Source organism: Roseicyclus marinus (assembly GCF_030163795.1).
In the GTDB taxonomy this organism is placed as follows: Bacteria; Pseudomonadota; Alphaproteobacteria; order Rhodobacterales; family Rhodobacteraceae; genus Roseicyclus; species Roseicyclus marinus.
This window is the reverse complement of sequence record NZ_JASJOF010000005.1, coordinates 174,069-193,761: the sequence shown is the minus strand read 5'-3', so window position 1 is coordinate 193,761 and position 19,693 is coordinate 174,069. Positions and strand designations below refer to the sequence as shown.

The 19,693-nt window shown below is 65.4% G+C and carries 22 protein-coding genes; 13 read left to right on the top strand and 9 right to left on the bottom strand.

Annotation, left to right across the window (positions count from 1 at the left end):
- Positions 1 to 2: 2 nt before the first annotated feature.
- Positions 3 to 1,253, bottom strand: coding sequence for an RsmB/NOP family class I SAM-dependent RNA methyltransferase (locus tag QQK63_RS09805; protein WP_277824719.1), 1,251 nt, complete (start codon positions 1,251 to 1,253; stop codon positions 3 to 5).
- Between the two features lie 69 nt (positions 1,254 to 1,322).
- On the opposite strand from QQK63_RS09805, the gene QQK63_RS09800 reads away from it, so the two are divergent.
- Positions 1,323 to 1,514: a DUF1674 domain-containing protein gene (locus QQK63_RS09800; RefSeq protein WP_277824717.1), complete on the top strand. Its 192-nt coding sequence runs from the start codon at positions 1,323 to 1,325 to the stop codon at positions 1,512 to 1,514.
- Positions 1,515 to 1,589: 75 nt separating this feature from the next.
- On the opposite strand, the gene QQK63_RS09795 is transcribed toward QQK63_RS09800, so the two are convergent.
- A complete protein-coding gene (locus QQK63_RS09795) occupies positions 1,590 to 1,967 on the bottom strand; it encodes a dihydrodipicolinate reductase (RefSeq protein ID WP_277824715.1) in 378 nt (125 codons plus the stop codon).
- A gap of 76 nt (positions 1,968 to 2,043) precedes the next feature.
- Positions 2,044 to 2,856 (bottom strand): 4-hydroxy-tetrahydrodipicolinate reductase, encoded by an 813-nt coding sequence (gene dapB / locus QQK63_RS09790; protein ID WP_277825917.1) that lies wholly within the window; start codon positions 2,854 to 2,856, stop codon positions 2,044 to 2,046.
- A gap of 120 nt (positions 2,857 to 2,976) precedes the next feature.
- Here dapB and rbfA point away from each other — a divergent pair, with 120 nt between their 5' ends.
- From rbfA to QQK63_RS09765, 5 genes are read left to right on the top strand one after another with little or no spacing between them, the layout of a single operon-like run.
- On the top strand, positions 2,977 to 3,393 hold the full coding sequence (gene rbfA, locus QQK63_RS09785; RefSeq protein WP_277824713.1) for a 30S ribosome-binding factor RbfA: 417 nt from the start codon (positions 2,977 to 2,979) through the stop codon (positions 3,391 to 3,393).
- On the top strand, positions 3,393 to 4,139 hold the full coding sequence (locus QQK63_RS09780) for a phosphodiester glycosidase family protein (protein ID WP_277824711.1): 747 nt from the start codon (positions 3,393 to 3,395) through the stop codon (positions 4,137 to 4,139). The genes rbfA and QQK63_RS09780 overlap by 1 nt, the downstream gene beginning before the upstream one ends.
- A 33-nt stretch (positions 4,140 to 4,172) precedes the next feature.
- Positions 4,173 to 5,078: a tRNA pseudouridine(55) synthase TruB gene (truB, locus tag QQK63_RS09775; protein WP_277824709.1), complete on the top strand. Its 906-nt coding sequence runs from the start codon at positions 4,173 to 4,175 to the stop codon at positions 5,076 to 5,078.
- Positions 5,079 to 5,118: 40 nt separating this feature from the next.
- Positions 5,119 to 5,643, top strand: coding sequence for a DUF1643 domain-containing protein (locus QQK63_RS09770; protein WP_277824707.1), 525 nt, complete (start codon positions 5,119 to 5,121; stop codon positions 5,641 to 5,643).
- Positions 5,633 to 6,523 (top strand): alpha/beta fold hydrolase, encoded by an 891-nt coding sequence (locus tag QQK63_RS09765; RefSeq protein WP_277824705.1) that lies wholly within the window; start codon positions 5,633 to 5,635, stop codon positions 6,521 to 6,523. Before QQK63_RS09770 ends, QQK63_RS09765 begins: the two co-directional genes overlap by 11 nt.
- Before the next feature lie 12 nt (positions 6,524 to 6,535).
- On the opposite strand, the gene QQK63_RS09760 is transcribed toward QQK63_RS09765, so the two are convergent.
- Positions 6,536 to 7,759: a calcium-binding protein gene (locus tag QQK63_RS09760; RefSeq protein ID WP_277824702.1), complete on the bottom strand. Its 1,224-nt coding sequence runs from the start codon at positions 7,757 to 7,759 to the stop codon at positions 6,536 to 6,538.
- A gap of 406 nt (positions 7,760 to 8,165) precedes the next feature.
- Between QQK63_RS09760 and rpsO the strand changes: the two genes are divergently transcribed.
- Positions 8,166 to 8,435, top strand: a complete 270-nt coding sequence (rpsO, locus tag QQK63_RS09755) for a 30S ribosomal protein S15 (RefSeq protein WP_277824700.1) — start codon at positions 8,166 to 8,168, stop codon at positions 8,433 to 8,435.
- A gap of 270 nt (positions 8,436 to 8,705) precedes the next feature.
- A complete protein-coding gene (gene pnp, locus QQK63_RS09750) occupies positions 8,706 to 10,844 on the top strand; it encodes a polyribonucleotide nucleotidyltransferase (protein WP_277824698.1) in 2,139 nt (712 codons plus the stop codon).
- A 251-nt stretch (positions 10,845 to 11,095) separates the two neighbouring features.
- On the opposite strand, the gene QQK63_RS09745 is transcribed toward pnp, so the two are convergent.
- Positions 11,096 to 11,785, bottom strand: a complete 690-nt coding sequence (locus QQK63_RS09745) for an ArsR/SmtB family transcription factor (protein WP_277824695.1) — start codon at positions 11,783 to 11,785, stop codon at positions 11,096 to 11,098.
- Positions 11,786 to 11,861: 76 nt separating this feature from the next.
- Between QQK63_RS09745 and QQK63_RS09740 the strand changes: the two genes are divergently transcribed.
- Positions 11,862 to 12,191, top strand: a complete 330-nt coding sequence (locus QQK63_RS09740; protein ID WP_277824693.1) for an NIPSNAP family protein — start codon at positions 11,862 to 11,864, stop codon at positions 12,189 to 12,191.
- Positions 12,188 to 12,535 (top strand): antibiotic biosynthesis monooxygenase family protein, encoded by a 348-nt coding sequence (locus QQK63_RS09735; protein WP_277824691.1) that lies wholly within the window; start codon positions 12,188 to 12,190, stop codon positions 12,533 to 12,535. The genes QQK63_RS09740 and QQK63_RS09735 overlap by 4 nt, the downstream gene beginning before the upstream one ends.
- A 165-nt stretch (positions 12,536 to 12,700) precedes the next feature.
- On the opposite strand, the gene QQK63_RS09730 is transcribed toward QQK63_RS09735, so the two are convergent.
- On the bottom strand, positions 12,701 to 14,626 hold the full coding sequence (locus tag QQK63_RS09730) for a PhoX family protein (RefSeq protein WP_277824689.1): 1,926 nt from the start codon (positions 14,624 to 14,626) through the stop codon (positions 12,701 to 12,703).
- A 256-nt stretch (positions 14,627 to 14,882) separates the two neighbouring features.
- Here QQK63_RS09730 and QQK63_RS09725 point away from each other — a divergent pair, with 256 nt between their 5' ends.
- Positions 14,883 to 15,509, top strand: coding sequence for a L,D-transpeptidase (locus tag QQK63_RS09725; protein WP_277824687.1), 627 nt, complete (start codon positions 14,883 to 14,885; stop codon positions 15,507 to 15,509).
- Positions 15,510 to 15,575: 66 nt separating this feature from the next.
- Here the strand turns inward: QQK63_RS09725 and QQK63_RS09720 are convergent, their stop codons facing one another.
- Positions 15,576 to 16,229 (bottom strand): peroxiredoxin, encoded by a 654-nt coding sequence (locus QQK63_RS09720; RefSeq protein WP_277824685.1) that lies wholly within the window; start codon positions 16,227 to 16,229, stop codon positions 15,576 to 15,578.
- A gap of 247 nt (positions 16,230 to 16,476) precedes the next feature.
- Here QQK63_RS09720 and QQK63_RS09715 point away from each other — a divergent pair, with 247 nt between their 5' ends.
- Together QQK63_RS09715 and QQK63_RS09710 are read left to right on the top strand one after the other, a co-directional pair.
- Positions 16,477 to 17,910, top strand: coding sequence for an aldehyde dehydrogenase family protein (locus QQK63_RS09715; RefSeq protein ID WP_277824683.1), 1,434 nt, complete (start codon positions 16,477 to 16,479; stop codon positions 17,908 to 17,910).
- Between the two features lie 99 nt (positions 17,911 to 18,009).
- Positions 18,010 to 18,801: a hypothetical protein gene (locus QQK63_RS09710; protein WP_277824681.1), complete on the top strand. Its 792-nt coding sequence runs from the start codon at positions 18,010 to 18,012 to the stop codon at positions 18,799 to 18,801.
- On the opposite strand, the gene QQK63_RS09705 is transcribed toward QQK63_RS09710, so the two are convergent.
- A complete protein-coding gene (locus QQK63_RS09705) occupies positions 18,719 to 19,387 on the bottom strand; it encodes a pseudouridine synthase (protein ID WP_277824678.1) in 669 nt (222 codons plus the stop codon). The two genes, QQK63_RS09710 and QQK63_RS09705, sit on opposite strands and share 83 nt — an antisense overlap.
- A complete protein-coding gene (locus tag QQK63_RS09700; RefSeq protein ID WP_277824676.1) occupies positions 19,384 to 19,680 on the bottom strand; it encodes a DUF1244 domain-containing protein in 297 nt (98 codons plus the stop codon). The genes QQK63_RS09705 and QQK63_RS09700 overlap by 4 nt, the downstream gene beginning before the upstream one ends.
- Between the last annotated feature and the right edge of the window lie 13 nt (positions 19,681 to 19,693).

The window sequence follows — 19,693 nt, the reverse complement described above, 5'->3', positions numbered from 1 at the left end:
AGTCACGGGCGGGTAAGGCAAGCCATGTAGAAGCCGTCGATGCCGCCCAGATCGGGCCAGAAATCGGGGCGAAGGCGCAATCCGCCCTCGGGGCTTTGCCATGCAATATCTCCGCCCAAAGCGGGGGCATCGGCAGGGATCACACGCAGCCCCTCGTGCCGTTTGAGCGCGGCGGTGATCTGGAATTCGCCTTCGACCGGCAAAAGGGAACAGGTGCAGAAGACCAGCCTGCCGCCGGGTTTCAGGAGGCGCAGCGCATGGTCGATCAGGCGCATCTGGAGGCGGGTCAGTGGTTCCACCTCGGTCCAGGGTTTGACATGGGGCAGGTCGGGATGGCGGCGGATCGTGCCGGTGGCGGTGCAGGGCGCATCGAGCAAGATCGCGTCATAAGCGGGCGCGTCATGGTCGAGCGCGTCGACCACGGCCAAGGCGGCCGACAGGCCGGTGCGGGCAAGGTTTTGTTCCACCCGCGCCATGCGGGCCTGCGACATGTCGAGCGCGGTGACCGCGGCCCCCATCGCCGCGAGTTGCAGCGTCTTGCCGCCCGGAGCCGCGCAGAGGTCGAGCACGCGCAGGCCTGCCACATCGCCCAGAAGGCGCACGGGCAGGGCGGCGGCGGCATCCTGCACCCAGAAATCGCCGCTGTCGTAGCCGGGAAGCGCCGTGATTTGTGTTCCGGCGGGAACGCGCAGGCTGCCCGTGGGCAGACGGATCGCGCCGGGAAGGTCGGGGGCGGCACCCGGCTTGACGGTCAGGTCGATTGGGGGGAGCGGCAGGTGCGCCGCCTCGATCGCGCGAAGCGTTTCAGCGCCCCAGCGTTTCTTGACCGGCCCCGCGATCCAGCCCGGCAGGCGCTGCGGCGGTTCCAGCGCCAACCGTTCGGGCCCTTCGACGGCCAGTTTGCGCAAGACGGCATTGACCATGCCCGCCATCCGGGCCGTGCCTTTGCCGCGCTTGGCCAGCGTGACGGCGCTGTCGACCACGCCATGCGCATCCTCGCCCGCGATCAGAAGCTCGGCTGCGGCGAGGCGCAGGATCATCAGCGCGGGAAGCGGCGGCTTGCGGTCGAGATAGGGGGCGATGCAGGCGTCGAGCGGGCCGAGGTGGCGCAGGACGAGCGAGGCAAGCCGTGCCGCGCGGGCCTGATCGGCGGGGGCAAGGCGCGTTTCAGACGGCAGATGGGCCAGCATCCGTTTGTCCCGCAGAACGCCGTCGAGCGTGCGCAGTGCCGCCTGTCGTGCTTCGAGCCCCATGCAACCCGCCCTTGTTCCAGAAGGTTTGCGGGGTATATCAGGCAGGCGTCAACGACAAGGATTTCCGCCATGTCCGATGAGACCGAGAGCCGCGACCTGTCGCACCTGCCCCCCGCCGCGCAACGTGCGTTGGCCGAGGCCGAGGCACGGCGCAAGGCCGCCAAGGACCTCGACCTGCCGGTGGAGTTGGGCGGACGGGACGGGCCCGAGCCGGTGCGCTACGGCGATTGGGAAAAGAAGGGCATCGCGATCGATTTCTGAGCGGTGGCGAGATGTTGTGAGGGTGCAGGGTCCGTGTGCCGGACGTCGCGTCCTGCCTAGCCCCCCAAGACGGCATCACCGAAGGTTCAGGTCCGCCGACATCCCTGACCCTTGGTCGGAGGTGAAGCGCAGGGTGTCGCCACTTTCCTCCACCAATTGGCAATTGTAGCCGAGGTCATCGCCGTTCCAGAACAGGTCACGGCAGAAATAGCCGCCCTGCCATGTCCATGCACCCGTGACCGGCGCACCGAAGGCGCGGCCCACGATTTCGCCTTCGGGCGTGACGTTCAGCCTTATGCCGAAGCGTCGCAATTCGCGGCCGCTGACCAGCGACACGAAACGGTCGGCGCTGTTGACGACGCTGAAGTCTTCGGCGGCGACGGGTTCAGCCACGAAAAGGCACAGGATGGCACCTGCCATTGCACCGGGCAGGGCAGGGATGGAACGGGTCATTGCGGACACTCTCCAGCTACTGATGACGCTGTAGCGAGATAGCCAGAGAGGCTTGAAAATCAAGCGATCGGCGGATTCATGCCAAGCCCAGAACACTCATCATCGAGTAGTGGCCGGGCGCCTTGCCCTGACCCCAGAGCGCGGCCTTGAGCGCGCCGCGCGCGAAGATGCCGCGATCGGTCGCGACATGGCGCAAGATGATGCGTTCGCCGGCCCCTGCAAAGATCACGTCATGTTCGCCGACGATGTCGCCGCCCCGGATCGCGGCAAAGCCGATGTCGCCCCGGCGGCGTTCCCCGGTCATGCCGTCGCGGCCCCGGTCGGAGACATCCGCGAGATCGACGCCACGCCCGCGCGCCACCGCCTCGCCCAGCATGAGCGCGGTGCCGGAGGGGGCATCGACCTTGTGCTTGTGGTGGGCCTCGACGATTTCAACGTCGAAATCGGCGTCGAGGGCATGGGCAACTTCTTGCGCCAGACGGGTCAGGAGGTTGACCCCGAGGCTCATGTTGCCCGCGCGCACGATCACGGCATGGCGCGCGGCGGCATCGAGCGCCGCGATATCGCTGTCGCTGAGGCCGGTGGTGCCGATGACATGGACGCAGCGCGCCTGCGCGGTCAGCTGGGCATGGGCGAGGGTGGCCGTGGGCGTCGTGAAATCGATCACCGCCTGCGCCTTGACGATCACCTCGAGCGGGTCGTCATGGACGGCAACGCCATTGGCCGCACCACCCAGCGCCTCGCCCAGATCGTGGCCGACCCAAGGATGGCCGGGGCGTTCGGTCACGCCCACCAGATGCGCCTTGTCCGAGGCGGTGATGGTGTCGATCAGCATCCGACCCATCCGCCCCGAGGCACCCATCACCGCGATTCCGACGCTGTCGCCCATGTCTTCACCCTTCGTCATTCCGGCCCCGCTGATAGCGGAACGACGCCCGCGCGGGAAGGCGTCGCTTGCGGGGGGGCGGCGCATCTCCTAAGTGCGGGGGAGGGAACAGACAGGCGAGCCATGGCAAAGAACCGGCATTCCGAGGGCGCGGGCCCGTCGCAGCGACAGCTTCGCGTGGGCGAATTGATCCGGCGTGTCCTGAGCCAGGTGCTGGCGCGGGGCGAGGTGCATGACCCGGAATTGAACGCCATGTCGATCACGGTGGGCGAAGTGCGGACCTCGCCCGACCTGAAGATCGCGACGGTTTATGTGATGCCGCTGGGTGGCGGGCGGCGCGAGGATGCGATCACCGCGCTCAAGCGCAACCGGGGTGAATTGCGCCGCGCCATCATGCGCGACATGTCGTTGAAATACGCGCCCGACCTGCGGTTCTTGATCGACGAGACCTTTGACCGGATGGACGAGACGCGCGCGCTGTTCGACCGCGACGAGGTGCGCCGCGACCTTGGGGGGGATGAGGCGGAGGAGGAGGCGTGATGCCCCGCCGCCTGATCCTCGGGGTTGTGTTGGCGGGCTTTTGGTCCGTGCCGGCGTTGGGCTGCGAAACCGTGGAGTTCGGTGGCGCGCCGTTCACGACCTGCCGGGTGGATCTGGCACAAGACGATCTGCGCCTCTTTCTGCGCGACGGGGATGGTGCCGTCTATGGCAGCTTTACCCGCGTCGAGACGGATTTGGCCCCGGACAAGAAACTGGGCGTCGCGATGAACGCGGGCATGTTCCACGAGGATCGCGCGCCCGTGGGCCTCTATATCGAGGATGGTGTTGAGGAGATGCGCGTCATCACCTCGGCCGGGCCGGGGAATTTCGGGCTTTTGCCAAATGGCGTGTTGTGTCTGCAGGGTGGATCGGCGGCGATCGTCGAAAGCCGGGCCTATGCCGACAATCCGCCCGAGTGCCGGGATGCCACCCAGTCGGGGCCGATGCTGGTGATCGACGGCGCGCTGCACCCGCGCTTCATCGCCGATGGCAGCAGCCGCAACATCCGCAACGGCGTGGGCGTCGAGGATGATGGGCGGGTGCTGCATCTGGTGATTTCGGATGCGCCGGTGAATTTCCACCATTTTGCCCGGTTCTTCCGGGATTATCTGGGCGTGCCGCAGGCGCTGTATTTCGATGGGCGGGTGTCGCGGCTCTATGCGCCGGGGATCGGGCGGGCCGATATCGGTCTGCCGATCGGGCCGATCATCGGCACGGTGGTTGACGCGGCCCCGTCAGGCGGGTAGCCCGCCGATCTTTCCACGGAGGGAGGTCTGAGCATGGGTCGCAGTCGCAAGGGGCGGGACGTTTCGGGCTGGCTTCTGGTCGACAAGCCTGCGGGGCTGACCTCGACCGCCGTGGTCAACAAGCTGCGCTGGGCCTTCGAGGCCAAAAAGGCGGGCCATGCGGGCACGCTGGACCCCGATGCGACCGGGATGTTGCCCGTGGCCTTGGGCGAGGCGACCAAGACGATTCCCTATCTGGGCGAGGCGTTGAAAGGCTACGACTTCACCGTGCGTTGGGGGGCTGCCACCACGACGGACGATGCCGAGGGCGCGATCATCGCCACCTCTCAGGCGCGACCGAGCGCGGAAGAGATCCGCGCAGCCCTGCCCCGGTTCGTGGGTGATATCCAGCAGGTTCCGCCCCAGTTTTCCGCCGTGAAGGTGGATGGCGAGCGCGCCTATGACATCGCGCGGGGGGGCGAGACGATGGAGCTTGCCGCACGACCGCTTTATGTCGATGCGCTGGAGCTTACGGCCATGCCCGATGCGGATCATGCCGAGTTGCAGTTCGTCTGCGGTTCGGGCGGTTATGTCCGGTCGATCGCGCGCGACCTTGGGCAGGTTCTGTCCTGTCTGGGCCATGTCCTGCGGTTGCGGCGGACATGGGTTGGCCCCTTCGATATCGAGGATGCGGTGACGATGGACCGGATCGAAGCGCTGGCCCGCACGCCCGAGATCGACGCGCTGCTGCATCCCGTGTCCATGGCCTTGGCCGATCTGCCCGAGTTGAAGGCGACGGAAGCGGGGGCGGCGCGGCTCAGGAACGGGAACCCCGGTCAGGTTCTGCCGGGGGCGGCGGAATATGGTGATCTGGCTTGGGCGTCGTTTCAGGGGCAGCCGGTGGCGGTGGGGCGTCTGAAGGGCGCGGAGTTGCATCCCGAGCGGGTGTTCAACCTGTGACAGGCTTGCCTGCGCCGGGCGCGCGGGGCATCACCGGGGCATGATCACGCGCCACCACCTCAAGGGCGATGCCGCCTCTGTCGCGGAATATTCCGAGTGCGAGGTCTATCGCTACACGCTGACGCGGGTCTGGGACGGGGGCGGGCCGCGGGCGGCCTTTGTCATGCTCAACCCCTCGACCGCGACCGAGGTGCAGAATGATCCCACGGTCGAACGCTGCGAGAGGCGGGCGCGGGCCTTGGGGTTCGGCGCGTTCCGGGTGCTCAACATCTTTGCCTATCGGGCGACCGATCCGCGGGTGATGCGGGCCGCCGCCGATCCGGTCGGGCCGGGGAATGATGCCGCGATCCTTGCCGCGCTGCCCTGGGCGGACCGGGTGATCTGCGCCTGGGGCACGCATGGCGCGCATCTGGACCGGGGGCCGCAGGTGGAATCCTTGCTTCGGGGGGCGGGTTCGTCCCTTTGGCATCTGGGCCTGAGCAAGGCGGGGCATCCCAAGCATCCGCTTTACATCGGCTACGAGGTGCAGCCGCAGCTTTGGGAGGGTTCGGATCATGGCCATTGAGGGGTTCAGCCAGTCGCGGATTTCCGTGGGTGACGTGACGCTGTCGGTGCATCGCGGCGGGTCGGGGCCTGCAATGATCCTGCTGCACGGCTATCCGCAGACGCATATGGCGTGGCACCGGGTGGCCCCGGTTCTGGCGCGGGAGTTCGACGTCATCATCCCCGACCTGCGCGGCTATGGCGAGAGTGACGCGCCGCACGATGATGCGGAGCATGGCGTCTACGCCAAGCGGCGCATGGCGCAGGATGTCGTCGGTCTGATGGAGGCGCTGGGCCTCGGGCGGGCGCATGTCATCGGGCATGACCGAGGCGCGCGGGTGGCATACCGGATGGCGCTGGATCATCCGGGGCGGGTGGACCGGCTGGGGATCGTGGAGATCGTGCCGACCGCCGATTTTTGGGCGGCATGGTCGGCGGAGCTTGCGCTCAAGGCCTATCACTGGACGTTTTTGGCGCAGCCTGCGCCCCTGCCCGAAAACCTGATCGGGGCGGATGGGGCGGGCTATGTGGCGCGGACGCTGGCAAGCTGGACGTTGGCGAGCGATTTGTCGCCGTTTTCGCCCGAGGCGCTCGACAGCTACCTGCGGCAGGCGGGCGATCCGGCGCGGGTCGCGGCGATGTGTGCCGATTACCGGGCGGGCGCCACGATCGACCGGGCGCTGGACGAGGCGGATCGCGCGGCGGGGCGCAAGATTGCGGCCCCCGTGCGCTTTGTCTGGGGGCGGCACGGGTTTCCGGCGCGCACGGGCGATCCGTTGGGCATCTGGCGGCACTGGGCCGAGGATGTCACCGGGGCCGAGATCGACGGCTGCGGCCATTTCGCCATGGAGGAAGCGCCGGACGCCTTCCTTGCGGCGATGCTGCCGCATTTCCGGGGCTAGGGCGCGGTCGGGTCAGGCGGTTTCGGCCACGGCGTCGAGGGTGACGCTGCGCAACTGGATCAGGGCGGGGTCGAGACCCTGTGCGCCGCTGACGCTGAGGATGATGTCGCCGTTGAACAGGATATGCGCCCCGCTGCCATCAGGGAAATCCTGCACCGTGATGACGGGATCGGGCGTCAAGGCGGGGTCGAACATGACCTCGATCACGTCCTGAGCGGCGTCGAAATCCGTCACCGTACCGGCCAGTTCGGCGGCTTGGATGAAGCTGCCGGTTGCAAAGAGGTCGGCCCCCGCTCCGCCGGTCGCCAGATCGCCCGCGCCGACGACGATCGTGTCGTCGCCATCGCCACCGTCAAGGATGTCGCCCTGATCCTCGTCGACGGGACCAAAGAGGGAATCGCCCGCGGCGAAGGTGCCGTCGAGCCGGTCGTTGCCCGCCCCGCCCGACAGAGTATCCGCCCCGAAACCGCCCTGAAGGTAATCGTCGCCATCTTCGCCGGACAGGCTGTCGTCGCCGTCATTGCCGAAGAGCAGGTCGTCGTCGGTGCCGCCCGTGATCGTGTCGTGCCCGTCGCCTCCCACGAGGAAATCGGTGCCGGTGCCGCCGTCGATCAGGTCGTCTCCGTCTTCGCCATAGGCCTCGTCGGCGCCGGCACCGCCGAGGATCGTGTCATTGCCTTCGTTGCCGACAAGCATGTCGGTGTCGGTCCCGCCTTCGATCCGGTCATCGCCGGGGCCGCCGGTGATCGCATCATTGCCGCCGCCGCCCAAAAGGCTGTCCATCCCCTCGCGTCCGCGCAAGAGATCGTCGCCTGTACCGCCGTCGAGGAGGTCGTCGCCCGCGTAGCCGTCGAGCGTGTCGTCGCCATCGGTTCCGGTCAGGGTGTCGTTCCCCTCCGTCCCCTCGATCAGCAGGCCGCCGCCGTTTGAGGCGGCATCGTCGCCCATGGTTGCGGGGGGCGAGGTTTCGCCGCTGTCGACATCGACCTGCTGCGGGGTGAGGTCGCCCCCGTCCTCTTGAGGAGTGTCAGCGGGTGTGTCGTCCTCGTCTTCGAACAGCAGGGTGAGAAGATCGGAATTGCCGGTGATCGCCGTACCGTCGGAGAGTTCGGGGGCATCCGGATCGGCGGCACCCGCCGTATCCTGCGCCGCGGCCCCATCGTCGCCATCCGCGACCATGCCGCTTACGGCGTATCCCATCGCCATCAGTATCAGAAGCCCGCCAGCCGCCAACATCGCGCGTCCTCACTCGTACAGGGTCGTCGTGGAAATCCCGCGCTTCTGCGCCGCAGGGGTCGCCTTCTGACGAACCGGACCCGCCCGGCAACATCGGACAGGAGAGGCGCGGCCAGCCGATTCGGGTGCCGAGCCGCGCGAAATGTGCCTTTGCCATGCCACAAAATGCGGCCCGATGTGTTAACGGGACTGAAATTTCCGCGATCCGGGCGGGAAAGTCACGTCGAAGGGCAGGGCCGTGGCGCGAAAGCGGCCGGTTTTCGCGTCTTGGCCGCCAACCCCCTTTCCAAGGGGCCACATGCAGCCTATACGCCCGCATCCGCGCCATGATGGTGCGCGATACCTCCATGGGCCCTGCTGGACGACATCCCGGCTTGTGCCATCACCCTTTTGAAAGGAGACCCCGATGTCGATTACGCCCGAAGAAAAGCAGCGTCTGATGACCGAATTCGCGACCAAGCCCGGCGACACCGGTTCGCCCGAGGTTCAGGTTGCGATCCTGACCAGCCGCATTTCCACGCTGACCGAGCACTTCAAGAGCCACAAGAAGGACAACCACTCGCGTCGTGGCCTTCTGATGATGGTGGCCCAGCGCCGCAAGCTTCTGGATTACCTCAAGGCCAAGGATGAAGGCCGTTACACCGACCTGATCGGCCGCCTCGGCATCCGCCGCTGAGGCAAAGCCCCCGTGGCACAAGATCGCGCCCCGCCCTGGCGGGGCGTTTTCATGTCTGCCCTATAGACAGGCCAGCCCCCGCTGCAGCGCGCCCTGCGGGAGGATGCCCCTTTCTTTGTGGGCGAAACTGGGCTATGGCGCGCCCATCTGAGACGTGACGCTCCGACCCCGGCGTTGTGCGAAGGACAGGGGTCGGCGGCAATGGGGCCGCCATAGACATGGGAGACCCGGGCAAGGGGCCTGGGAGTGCTCCCCGATAGGAAACGATAGATGTTCAATATCACCAAGAAGTCGATGCAGTGGGGCGAAGAGACGCTCACGCTGGAAACGGGGCGTGTCGCCCGCCAGGCCGATGGCACCGTCATCGCCACGCTGGGCGAAACCAGCGTCATGGCGAACGTGACCTTCGCCAAGGAAGCGAAGCCGGGGCAGGATTTCTTTCCGCTCACGGTTCACTACCAGGAAAAATACTATGCCGCAGGCAAGGTGCCCGGCGGCTTCTTCAAGCGCGAGGCGCGTCCGACCGAAAAGGAAACGCTGACCGCGCGCCTGATCGACCGTCCGATCCGTCCGCTGTTTGTGCCGGGCTTCAAGAACGAAGTGCTGGTGATGTGCACCGTGCTGTCGCACGATCTGGTCAATGATCCCGATATCGTTGCGATGATCGCGGCCTCGGCCGCGCTGACGCTGTCGGGCGCACCCTTCATGGGGCCGATCGCGGGCTGCCGCGTGGGCTTCGAGGATGGCGAATACATCCTGAACCCGACCGTCGACGACATGCAGGACCTGCGCAATAACCCCGATCAGCGTCTGGACCTTGTGGTCGCAGGCACCAAGTCGGCGGTGATGATGGTCGAGTCCGAGGCCTACGAGCTGACCGAGGAAGAGATGCTGGGCGCCGTGACCTTCGCACATGAGCAGATCCAGCCGGTCATCGACCTGATCATCGATCTGGCAGAAGACGCCGCCAAGGAACCCTTCGACTTCACGCCCCCGGATTACTCGGCGCTCTATGAAGTGGTGAAGGCGGCAGGCGAGGCGCAGATGCGCGCGGCCTATGCCATCACCGACAAGCAGGAACGCGTTGCCGCCGTCGCCGCCGCAAAGGATGCGATCAAGGCCACGCTGACCGAAGAGCAGCTGGAAGACGGGAACCTCGGCTCCGCGCTGAAGAAGCTGGAATCGATGGTTCTGCGCTCGGACGTGGTCAAGAACGGCCGCCGGATCGATGGCCGCGCGCTGGATGCGGTCCGCGCAATCGACTGCCAGACCTCCGTTCTGCCCCGCACCCATGGTTCCGCGCTGTTCACGCGCGGCGAGACGCAGGCGCTGGTCGTGACCACGCTCGGCACCGGCGATGACGAGCAGTTCATCGACGCGCTGCATGGCACGTTCAAGCAGAACTTCATGCTGCACTACAACTTCCCCCCCTATTCGGTGGGCGAGGTGGGCCGCGTGGGTTCGCCGGGCCGCCGCGAGATCGGTCACGGGAAACTGGCATGGCGCGCGCTGCAGGCCGTTCTGCCCGCCCCGACCGATTTCCCCTACACGATCCGGCTTGTGTCCGAGATCACGGAATCGAACGGCTCCTCCTCCATGGCATCCGTCTGCGGCGGGTCGCTGTCGATGATGGATGCGGGCGTTCCGCTCAAGGCACCGGTCGCAGGCGTAGCCATGGGCCTCGTGCTGGAAGATGACGGGTCCTACGGCATCCTGACCGACATCCTGGGCGACGAGGATCACCTCGGCGACATGGATTTCAAGGTCGCGGGCACCGAGAAGGGCATCACGTCGCTGCAGATGGACATCAAGGTCGCGGGCATCACGTCCGAGATCATGAAGACCGCGCTGGCACAGGCCAAGGCGGGCCGGATGCACATCCTGGGCGAGATGGCCAAGGCGATGACGGCACCGGGCGAGTTTTCGATCCACGCCCCGCGCATCGAGACGATGCAGATCCCGACCGACAAGATCCGTGAAGTGATCGGCTCGGGCGGCAAGGTGATCCGCGAGATCGTCGAACTGTCGGGTGCCAAGGTCGACATCAACGACGATGGCGTTATCAAGATCGCGAGCCCCAATGCGGACTCGATCCAGAAGGCGTACGACATGATCTATTCGATCGTGGCCGAGCCCGAGGTTGGCGGCGTCTACAAGGGCAAGGTCGTGAAGATCGTCGATTTCGGCGCCTTCGTGAACTTCTTCGGCAAGCGTGATGGTCTGGTCCACGTGTCCCAGATCGAGAACCGCCGCCTGAACCATCCTTCGGACGTGCTGAAGGAAGGTCAGGAAGTCTGGGTCAAGCTTCTGGGCTTCGACGACCGCGGCAAGGTGCGCCTTGCGATGAAGATGGTCGATCAGGAAACCGGCAAGGAGCTGGAAAAGCAGCCCGAGGAAGCAACGGAGTAATCCGCCACCTTTGACTTGCCAGATGACAGGCGGGCGCGTTCGGAAACGGACGCGCCCGTTTTCGTTGGGGGGTGGGTGACGGTTGCGGGGGCTGGCGAGTGGTTCAGGTGCGGGCGGGGGCGTGGGGTGTTTGGCTTGGAGATGACCGCCGTGTCATGATCGGCAGCAAAGGATACAGGCCTGTCGCGCGGGGTGGCTGTTAGGCGGGACGAAGCGGGCTTTCGCTGCGTGAACGCCAATGTCAGGTTTCATCACGCGAGGTCTTTTGGAAACATCCTATGAAAGGCTTTGGCCCCAGTATGCGAGAACGATACGACACGGGTTTTCTGATCCCGCTTTGCCCAAGCCAGCTCTTCGAAGCGGGTGAGCAACGCCCTCCCAAGGCTTCCTGCAAGGTGCGATCTGCGCTCGCTCCAGTCTAGACATTCGCGGCAAAGGGGCGCGCGCGCCTTTTGCAAAGCGCCAAGGTCGATCTCGAAATCTGCCGCGAACGCTACGCCCGAGGCGGTCAGTTTCAGGTCTTCGTCCTCAAGGACGATATGCCCCTGTGCCATCAGGCTGTCGAACATCTGAGTGCCCATGTCCCCTGCCAAATGGTTGTAGCAGACCCTCGCCTCGCGCAGTTCGGCGTCTTTTGGACCAGTGCGTTTTCGCAAATGTCCGGCTCCGGCCGCGAGACCCATAAGTCCTTCGAGAACGTGCGCAACGTCATCATTGGCGAGGGAGAAATACTTGTGCCGACCCTGCTTACGGGGGCGTAACAGCCCGCCTGCTTCAAGCTTCGACAGGTGCGAACTGGCCGTCTGGATCGTGACGCCGGCCTCTTCCGCCAACTCGCTCACGGTCAAGGCCTTACCACTCATCAGTGCGGTCAGCATGTTGGCGCGAGCCGGGTCACCGATCAAGGCGGCGGTATGAGCAATATCTGGACCCTCTTTCATACTTCGACCCTAGTCGAAGCATTTGCTCCATGCAATCGTTTAGCTTGGCGGAAAGACGATCTTGAAGGAGGCGACAATGCTAACCTGTATCATCCGCTACCACATCGACCCCACCAAAAGAGCCCAGTTTGAGGAGTATTCCCGCAACTGGGGACAGGCGATCCCGCGCTGCGGGGCTGATCTGATCGGCTATTTTGCCCCGCACGAAGGCTCATCGACCTTGGCCTATGGCATCTACAATGTCGCGAGCTTGGCCGAATATGAAACGTATCGCTTGCGATTGGCGGCGGACCCGCTGGGGCGCGAAAACTATGAGTTTGCCCAAAAAGAGAAGTTCCTGCTCCGCGAAGACAGGACATTCCTGAAGCTCGCATCCGCGCCCCGCGACCCCGGAACCACAACATGATTGCGGTTATCTTCGAGGTCGAACCGGCAGATGGGCGCAAGGACGAATACCTTGATATCGCCGCTGAAATGCGTCCGATCCTGGACAGGATGGAGGGCTTTATCTCGGTTGAACGGTTCCAGAGCCTGACCGACCCTCGTAAAATACTGTCCCTATCATTCTTCGAAGATGAAGCAGCCATCGCACGTTGGCGCAACCTAAGCGCCCACCGGGGGGCACAGGCGAAGGGGCGCAGAGGCGTGTTTGATAACTACCGTCTTCGCATCGCCAGCGTCATTCGGGACTACGGCATGTTCGACCGTGCGCAGGCCCCATCCGATAGCCGCAAAGCGCACACGGAATGACCGCTGGAGAGCTTTGGACACCGATCCGTTAGCTGACATTCATGCAGCCAGCAGCATCGGTGGAAATGGACTCGAAGCAGCCATCCCCCGCCTTGTTTTCACCGACCAAACACAACCGCCCCCGGATCGCTCCGGGGGCGGTCTGACTTGCAGGAGTGGTTGGTCTTAGCCGACCAGCCCGCCATCCGTGCGCTTGACCGCGATCACCGCCGAGCGTGCAAGGCTGTCGCCGAAATCGGGCCAGTTGCCGCCGTTGTCGCCGGGGTGCTGGATGCCCACGAACATGGTGCGGCGGTCGGACGACCAGCACAGGCCGGTCACTTCGCAGCCGTTCGGGCCGGTCAGGAAGCGCTCGATGCGTCCCGTCACCGGGTCGCCCGCCAGCATCTGGTTGTTGCCCATGCCGGCGAATTCGCCCTCGTTGCTGTCATCGCCGTCGGTCTGGATCCAGATCAGGCCGGTGCTGTCGATCACCATCCCGTCGGGCGAGTTGAACAGGTTGCCCGCGTTGATGTTGGCCGTGCCGGCATTCGGGCCTTCGGCCACGGTCGGGTTGCCCGCCATGACGTAGAGATCCCAGGTGAAGCCCTCGGCGGCGTGATCCCCGCCCATGGGCCGCCAGCGCACGATCTGGCCGTAGTTGTTCGTCTCGCGCGGGTTGACCGCGTTGACCGTCATCGGGTCGCCGCCCGCATTGGTGCGCACGGTGCCCGCATCGGTCAGCGCGCCGCGCCGCGAGTTGTTGGTGAGGCAGCAATAGGCCTCGGCGGCATTGGGATGCACCGCGATCCATTCGGGGCGGTCCATCGTCGTCGCCCCCACGCGGCTTGCCGCCATGCGGGTGAAGACGGCGATATGGGCCGCATCCATGCCGGTGGTGGCGGGGGTCAGCGGAACCCAGCGGCCGGTCATGTCATCCTCGAACACGGCGACGGACAATTCGCCTTCGACCAGCAGGGTCGAGGTGTCTTCGCCCGGCACGTAGACGTCACGGCTGAGCCAGCGGTACATGAACTCGCCCCGCTCGTCGTCGCCCATGTAGACCGCGACGCGGCCATCGGCGGCGATGCCATAGGCGGCGTTCTCATGCTTCAAGCGGCCGAGTGCGGTGTGCTTGACCGGCGTGCTGTCGGGGTTCGCGGGGTCGATTTCCACGATATAGCCCGCGCGGTGCGGCTCGTTGGGGTTGGCCGTCACGTCGAAACGGGCGTCCCACTTGTGGTAATCGTAGCCCCAGCCATCGGCCCCGATGCCGTAGCGGCGGAAGCCGTCGCCGGTCATGCCGCCGGGCAGATCGCCGTTGGCGCCGAAGTAGCCGTTGAAGTTTTCCTCGCAGGTCAGGTAGGTGCCCCAAGGCGTCCGGCCCGAGCCGCAGTTGTTGAACGTGCCGAGCGAGGCCATGCCGGTCGGATCGGCCTCGGTCTTGAGCAGGCCGTGACCGGCGGCGGGACCCGAGAAGGTCATCGGCGTATTGTGGTGGATGCGGCGGTTGTAGGGGCTGTCTACGACGACGGCCCAGCCATCCGGCCCTTCGGCGATCTCCATGACGCTGACGCCCTGGAAGTTCTGGAGGATGCGCACGTCATCGAGACCCGTCGGCACGCCATCGGTGGCATGGGGCAGGTTGACCTCGCGGTTGGTGTATTCGCTGTTGATCACGATGATCTCGCGGCCATCGATGTTGAACAGCTCCATCCCGTCGGTGTTTTCCCCAAAGACCCGATCGGACATCTCGACCGAAACGCCGGTCTGCGGGTTCCACGCATCCGCGGCATCCGGGAACAGCGGATCGCCCCAGCGCACGAGGATGTCCCAGCTGTAGCCTTCGGGGACGTGGATGGTGTTGTCGGTCTGCGCCGCGATCGGCATGAAGGGGAACCGCGAGGCGGGCTGCGCCATCGCGGTGGTGCCTTTCAACAGGCCGGTGCCCATGACGGCGGCACCCGAACCAAAGGCGAGAACGCCACCGAGGAACCCGCGGCGCGAAATCGCGCGCTCGACCACGCGGTCGAAATCCTGAACCTCGGGACGGGGAAAATTCAGCTCGTCCCACTCGTCGGCGGACAGGTGCTTGGTATCGATATCTTTCATGTGGTGCATTCCCTGGCTTGGACTGGCAAGTCGTTGCTTGCGCGCCGGGGTTAGGCGGAACGCGTAACGGTTTTGTGGCAACGGGCGGCTTGTCCACAGGGATTGTGAAAACCTATCGGCGGAAGGGGTAAAACCCGCCGAAAACCGCAATGACCTATTCGTGACAGGCTTGCCACTTGTCCACAGGGCCGGAAGCGGACACAAATATCCTGAGTTTTCATGACGATTCTCGGGTCTTTATCAAGGAGGTGAGGCGATGCTCACGCGCCGGCATTTCATCATCACCAGCAGCGCGCTGTTTTCCGGCGCCATCGCGGGCCCTGCGCTTGCGCAGGATGCGGTCGGTTTCGACGCGACGGTCACGCGGCCCGACCCTGATCCGAACGCGAATAACCCGTGGGGTCTGCATCCGCGGTTCATGCCGACGCGTGTGCAGCACCGCGCGGGCCTGCGGGCGGGCGATATCCATGTCGATGCCGTGGCGCGCTACCTGTATCACATCGGCACCGACGGCACGGCCATGCGCTATGGCGTGGCCATCGGGCGGGCCGGGCTTTACCAGCCGGGGACGTTCCGCATCGGCCGCAAGCAGGAATGGCCGTCGTGGACGCCCACGGCCAACATGATCGCACGCGAGCCCGAGGTGTATGGCCAGTTCGCCGGCGGCGTCCCGGGCGGGCCGGAGAACCCGTTGGGCGCGCGCGCCTTCTATCTCTACGAGGGCAACCGCGACACCTATCTGCGGATCCACGGTACGCCGCAGCCCTGGTCGATCGGCACCTCGGCCTCGTCGGGTTGCGTGCGGATGGTCAACGCGCATGTGATCGAGCTGTATGAGAACGTCGAGGTCGGTTCGACCGCGTTCCTCTATCCGGCTGCGTGATGGTATAACCCGGCGATGAAAAAGGCCCCCGGTGATCGTGGGCCTTTTCGTTTGGGAGGGGCCCGATCAGGCCGGCATTTTCACCGTGCGCAGGTAGGGCAGCTTTACGTCGACCTCGCCGAATTTCGCGCGCGCGGCTTCGGTGTCGAGCGACAGGGCGACGATCACATCCTGCCCGTGGACCCAATTGGCCGGTGTCGCGATGGGCTGGCCCCAGGTCGCCTGCAGCGCGTCGAGGGCCCGCAGAACCTCGGCGAAGTTGCGGCCGACAGACATCGGGTAGGTCATCATCAGCTGCACCTTGTGATCGGGCGACACGATATAGACCACGCGCACTGAGGCGCTGTGGGCGGCGGTGCGGCCGTCCGGCAGGTAGGCATCGGCGGGCAGCATGTCGAGCGCCTTGGAGGCGGCGAGGCCGTCATCGGCGATGATCGGGAAACCGGCCTTGGCCCCCGAGGTCGCCTCGATATCCGCCTTCCATTTCACATGCTCTTCGGCCTTGTCGACGGACAGGCCGATGACCTTGGTGTTGCGCTTGGCCCATTCGTCGGCCAGTTGCGCGACCGCGCCGAATTCCGTGGTGCAGACCGGCGTGAAATCCTTGGGATGCGAGAACAGGATCAGCCAGTTGTCGCCTTGGTAGTCATGCAGGGAAAACCTGCCTTGGTCGGTGTCGACCGTCAGGTCGGGAAAGGTGTCGTTGATGCGCAGGCCCATGTCGGTCGCCTCCTGATTTGGTTTGCGTTGTCAACATATATAGGTATCCAAGAGGCAAATTTCACGGTGGGTCCGGCCGCGGAGGCGAAAGAAGGACGGGCATTTTCCCGCATCGCGGCGCGGCTGCCATGTGTTCGGTCATGGCCCGTCGGATGGGATGGTCGTTTGCATTCGCCGCGCTGTCGCGGACCCGCCTTGAAGCCCGGCGCAGGGAATGACACGCTGCGCCCGAACATGGGAGACGATCATGCAACACAGCCGCCAATTCTACATCAACGGTCGCTGGGTAAACCCCGCCACGCCGCGCGATCTTCCGGTCATCGACCCCTCGACCGAGGAAGTTTGCGCCACGATCTCGCTCGGTGATCAGGCCGATACTGATGCCGCCGTCGGTGCCGCGCGCGCGGCTTTCGATGCTTGGGCGGCCACGCCCATCCCCGAAAGGATCGCCGCGTTGGAGCGTCTCTTGGCCGCCTATACCGCGCGGGCCGAGGATATGGCGCAGGCGATCAGCGCCGAGATGGGGGCCCCCATCGACTGGTCGCGCCAGCAACAGGTGACATCGGGCGACTGGCATTTCGAAGGTTTCATCGCCGCCGCCAAGGAGATGGCGTGGGACCGCCCATTGGGCCCGCAAGCTCCGGGCGAACGGATCTTCCATGAACCCATCGGGGTCGTGGCGCTGATCACGCCGTGGAACTGGCCGATGAACCAGATCGCGCTCAAGGTCGCGCCGGCGCTTCTGGCGGGCTGCACGATGGTTCTGAAACCGTCCGAGGTCGCGCCGCTGTCGGGTCTCGTCTTTGCCGAGATCGTGGATGCAGCGGGCCTGCCGCCGGGTGTGTTCAACATGGTCAATGGTGACGGGCCGGGCGTGGGCAGCCAGCTGTCCGCGCATCCTGATGTCGACATGGTGAGCTTCACCGGGTCGACGCGGGCGGGGCGGCTGATTTCCATTGCCGCCGCCGACACGATCAAGCGCGTCAGCCTGGAACTGGGCGGCAAGGGGGCGAACATCATCTTTGCCGATGCCGATGAAAAGGCGGTCAAGCGCGGCGCGATGCGCTGTTTCAACAATTCGGGCCAATCGTGCAACGCGCCGACCCGGATGCTGGTGCAGCGCGCGCGCTATGACGAGGCGGTCGAGATCGCGGCCAGGGTGGCCGAGGAAACACCCGTCATCCCCGCGGCCCAAGAAGGGCGTGGGATCGGGCCGGTCGTCAGCGAGGTGCAATTCGAAAAGATCCAAGGTCTGATCCAGACCGGCATCGACGAAGGCGCGCGGCTGGTCGCAGGCGGCACCGGGCGGCCCGGGCATTTGAACCGGGGCTTTTTCGTTCGGCCGACGGTCTTTGCCGACGTGACACCCGAGATGACGATCTACCGCGAAGAGATCTTTGGCCCCGTGCTGTCGATCATCCCCTTCGACACCGAGGAGGATGCGGTGCGCATCGCCAATGACACGGTCTATGGCCTGACCAACTACATCCAGACGACCGACAAGGATCGGTTGCGCCGCGTCGCGCGGCAGCTGCGGTCGGGGATGGTGGAATGCAACGGCAAAGGCTTCGGCAAGGGGTCGCCCTTTGGCGGGTTCAAGCAATCGGGCAACGGCCGCGAAGGCGGGGTCTGGGGCATCCACGAATTCCTCGAGGTCAAGGCCGTCAGCGACTGGGAATGATCCCGCCCGCACCGTGGTTTTGCCGCGGTGCGGAAACTTGTCGTGGTCCTGTCGCGCAAACCACCTATCTCCGCCGAAGACGGCAGAAGGAAGCGCGGCATGGGCCCGATTGTGTTGATCCTTGGCAGTGGACCGGCTGCCGTGGCGGCAAAGAGTTGGGACCGTTCCGGTTTCGACCACGTCGTGGCTATAAACAACGCTTGGCGGCTGCGGCCTGACTGGGATGTGTCGATCCATCCCGAGGATTTTCCCGTCGAACACCGGCCCCCCGGGCTCTTGCCGGGCCAGCGCCGGATCGAGGCGCGCGATTACGTTCCGGTGCAAAACGCCTATGGCGGCTTTGTCTATGCGGGTGGCACCATGGCCTTTACCGCCGGCTACTGGGCCTTGGGCGCGCTGCGCCCGCGGGTGATGGCATTTTTCGGCTGCGACATGGTCTATGCCGCGACGGGGCGCACGCATTTCTATGGGACGGGCACCGCAGATCCGCTGCGCGCGGACATCACGCTCCAAAGCCTCGAAGCCAAGGCTGCGCGGCTGCAACTTCTGGCCGCCGAACAGGGCTGCGCTTGTGTGAACTTGTCTTGGCAGGACAGCCGGTTGGTTTTTCCGCGGGCAACGCTCGATGATCTGGCCGAGGCGCTGCCAGTGGATATCGAGGTGGGCAGCATCGCCTTGGCCAAGGCGCGTGAAGCCGAATTGGGCTACATGGTGCCGTCGGGCCGCTATTGGACAGAGGCAGACAGGTTCGACCCACAGGCTCTGGCCTGTCTGGATGCCCTGTGGCTTGGGGCGCAGCGGGCCTCGGTCAGAACGGAACGGCCGCGCGAAACAGCATCCCTTGCCCTCCGTCCGGGTGCCGCAGTTTCAGGCTTTCGGCGTGGAGCATAAGGCGCGGGTAGTCGCGCGCCGCACCCGTCGCATAAAACGGGTCGCCGAGGATCGGGTGACCCAGTTCCAGCATGTGAACCCGCAACTGATGTGAGCGCCCCGTCTTGGGGTAAAGCCGCATCCGCGTGGTGCCGTCCTCGATACGGATGCGGCGCCAGTCGGTGACGGCGGGGCGGCCGTTTTCATGGTCGACATGCTGGCGCGGGCGGTTCGGCCAGTCGACGCAGAGCGGCAGGTCGATGGTCCCCTCGGCCTCGGCCACCTCGCCCCAGACCCGCGCGGCATAGACCTTTTTCGTCTGCCGGGTCTCGAATTGCTGGCCAAGGTGGCGCTGTGCATGGGGCGTCAGGGCAAAGACCATGATGCCCGATGTGTCCATGTCCAGACGATGCACCAGAAGCGCCGTGGGAAAGGCGCCCTGAACCCGCGCCAGCAGGCAATCGGACAAGTGCTCGCCCCGACCCGGCACCGACAACAGGCCCGCGGGCTTGTTGACGATGACGATCTGGTCATCGGCATGAACGATATCCAGCGACGCGTCGGGCGGCCGGTAATCGAAGGCCGGATTGGGCGCGGCCTCGGTCAATGGCCGGGGTTCGACTTGGCGAAGGCGTCCTTTTGCGCCTCGGTCGCCTCGGACTGGTGCTTCGCCTTCCAGTCGTCATAGGGCATGCCGTAGACGATGGTGCGCGCCGTTTCCTTGTCCATCGCCAGCCCGCGTTCGGTCGCGGCCTCCTGATACCAGCGCGAGAGGCAGTTCCGGCAGAACCCGGCCATGTTCATCAGGTCGATGTTCTGCACATCCGTGCGCTCGTTCAGGTGCTGCAAGAGGCGGCGAAAGGCTGCGGCCTCGAGCTCGGTGCGGGTCGGGTCGTCCATGGCAAATCCTCCG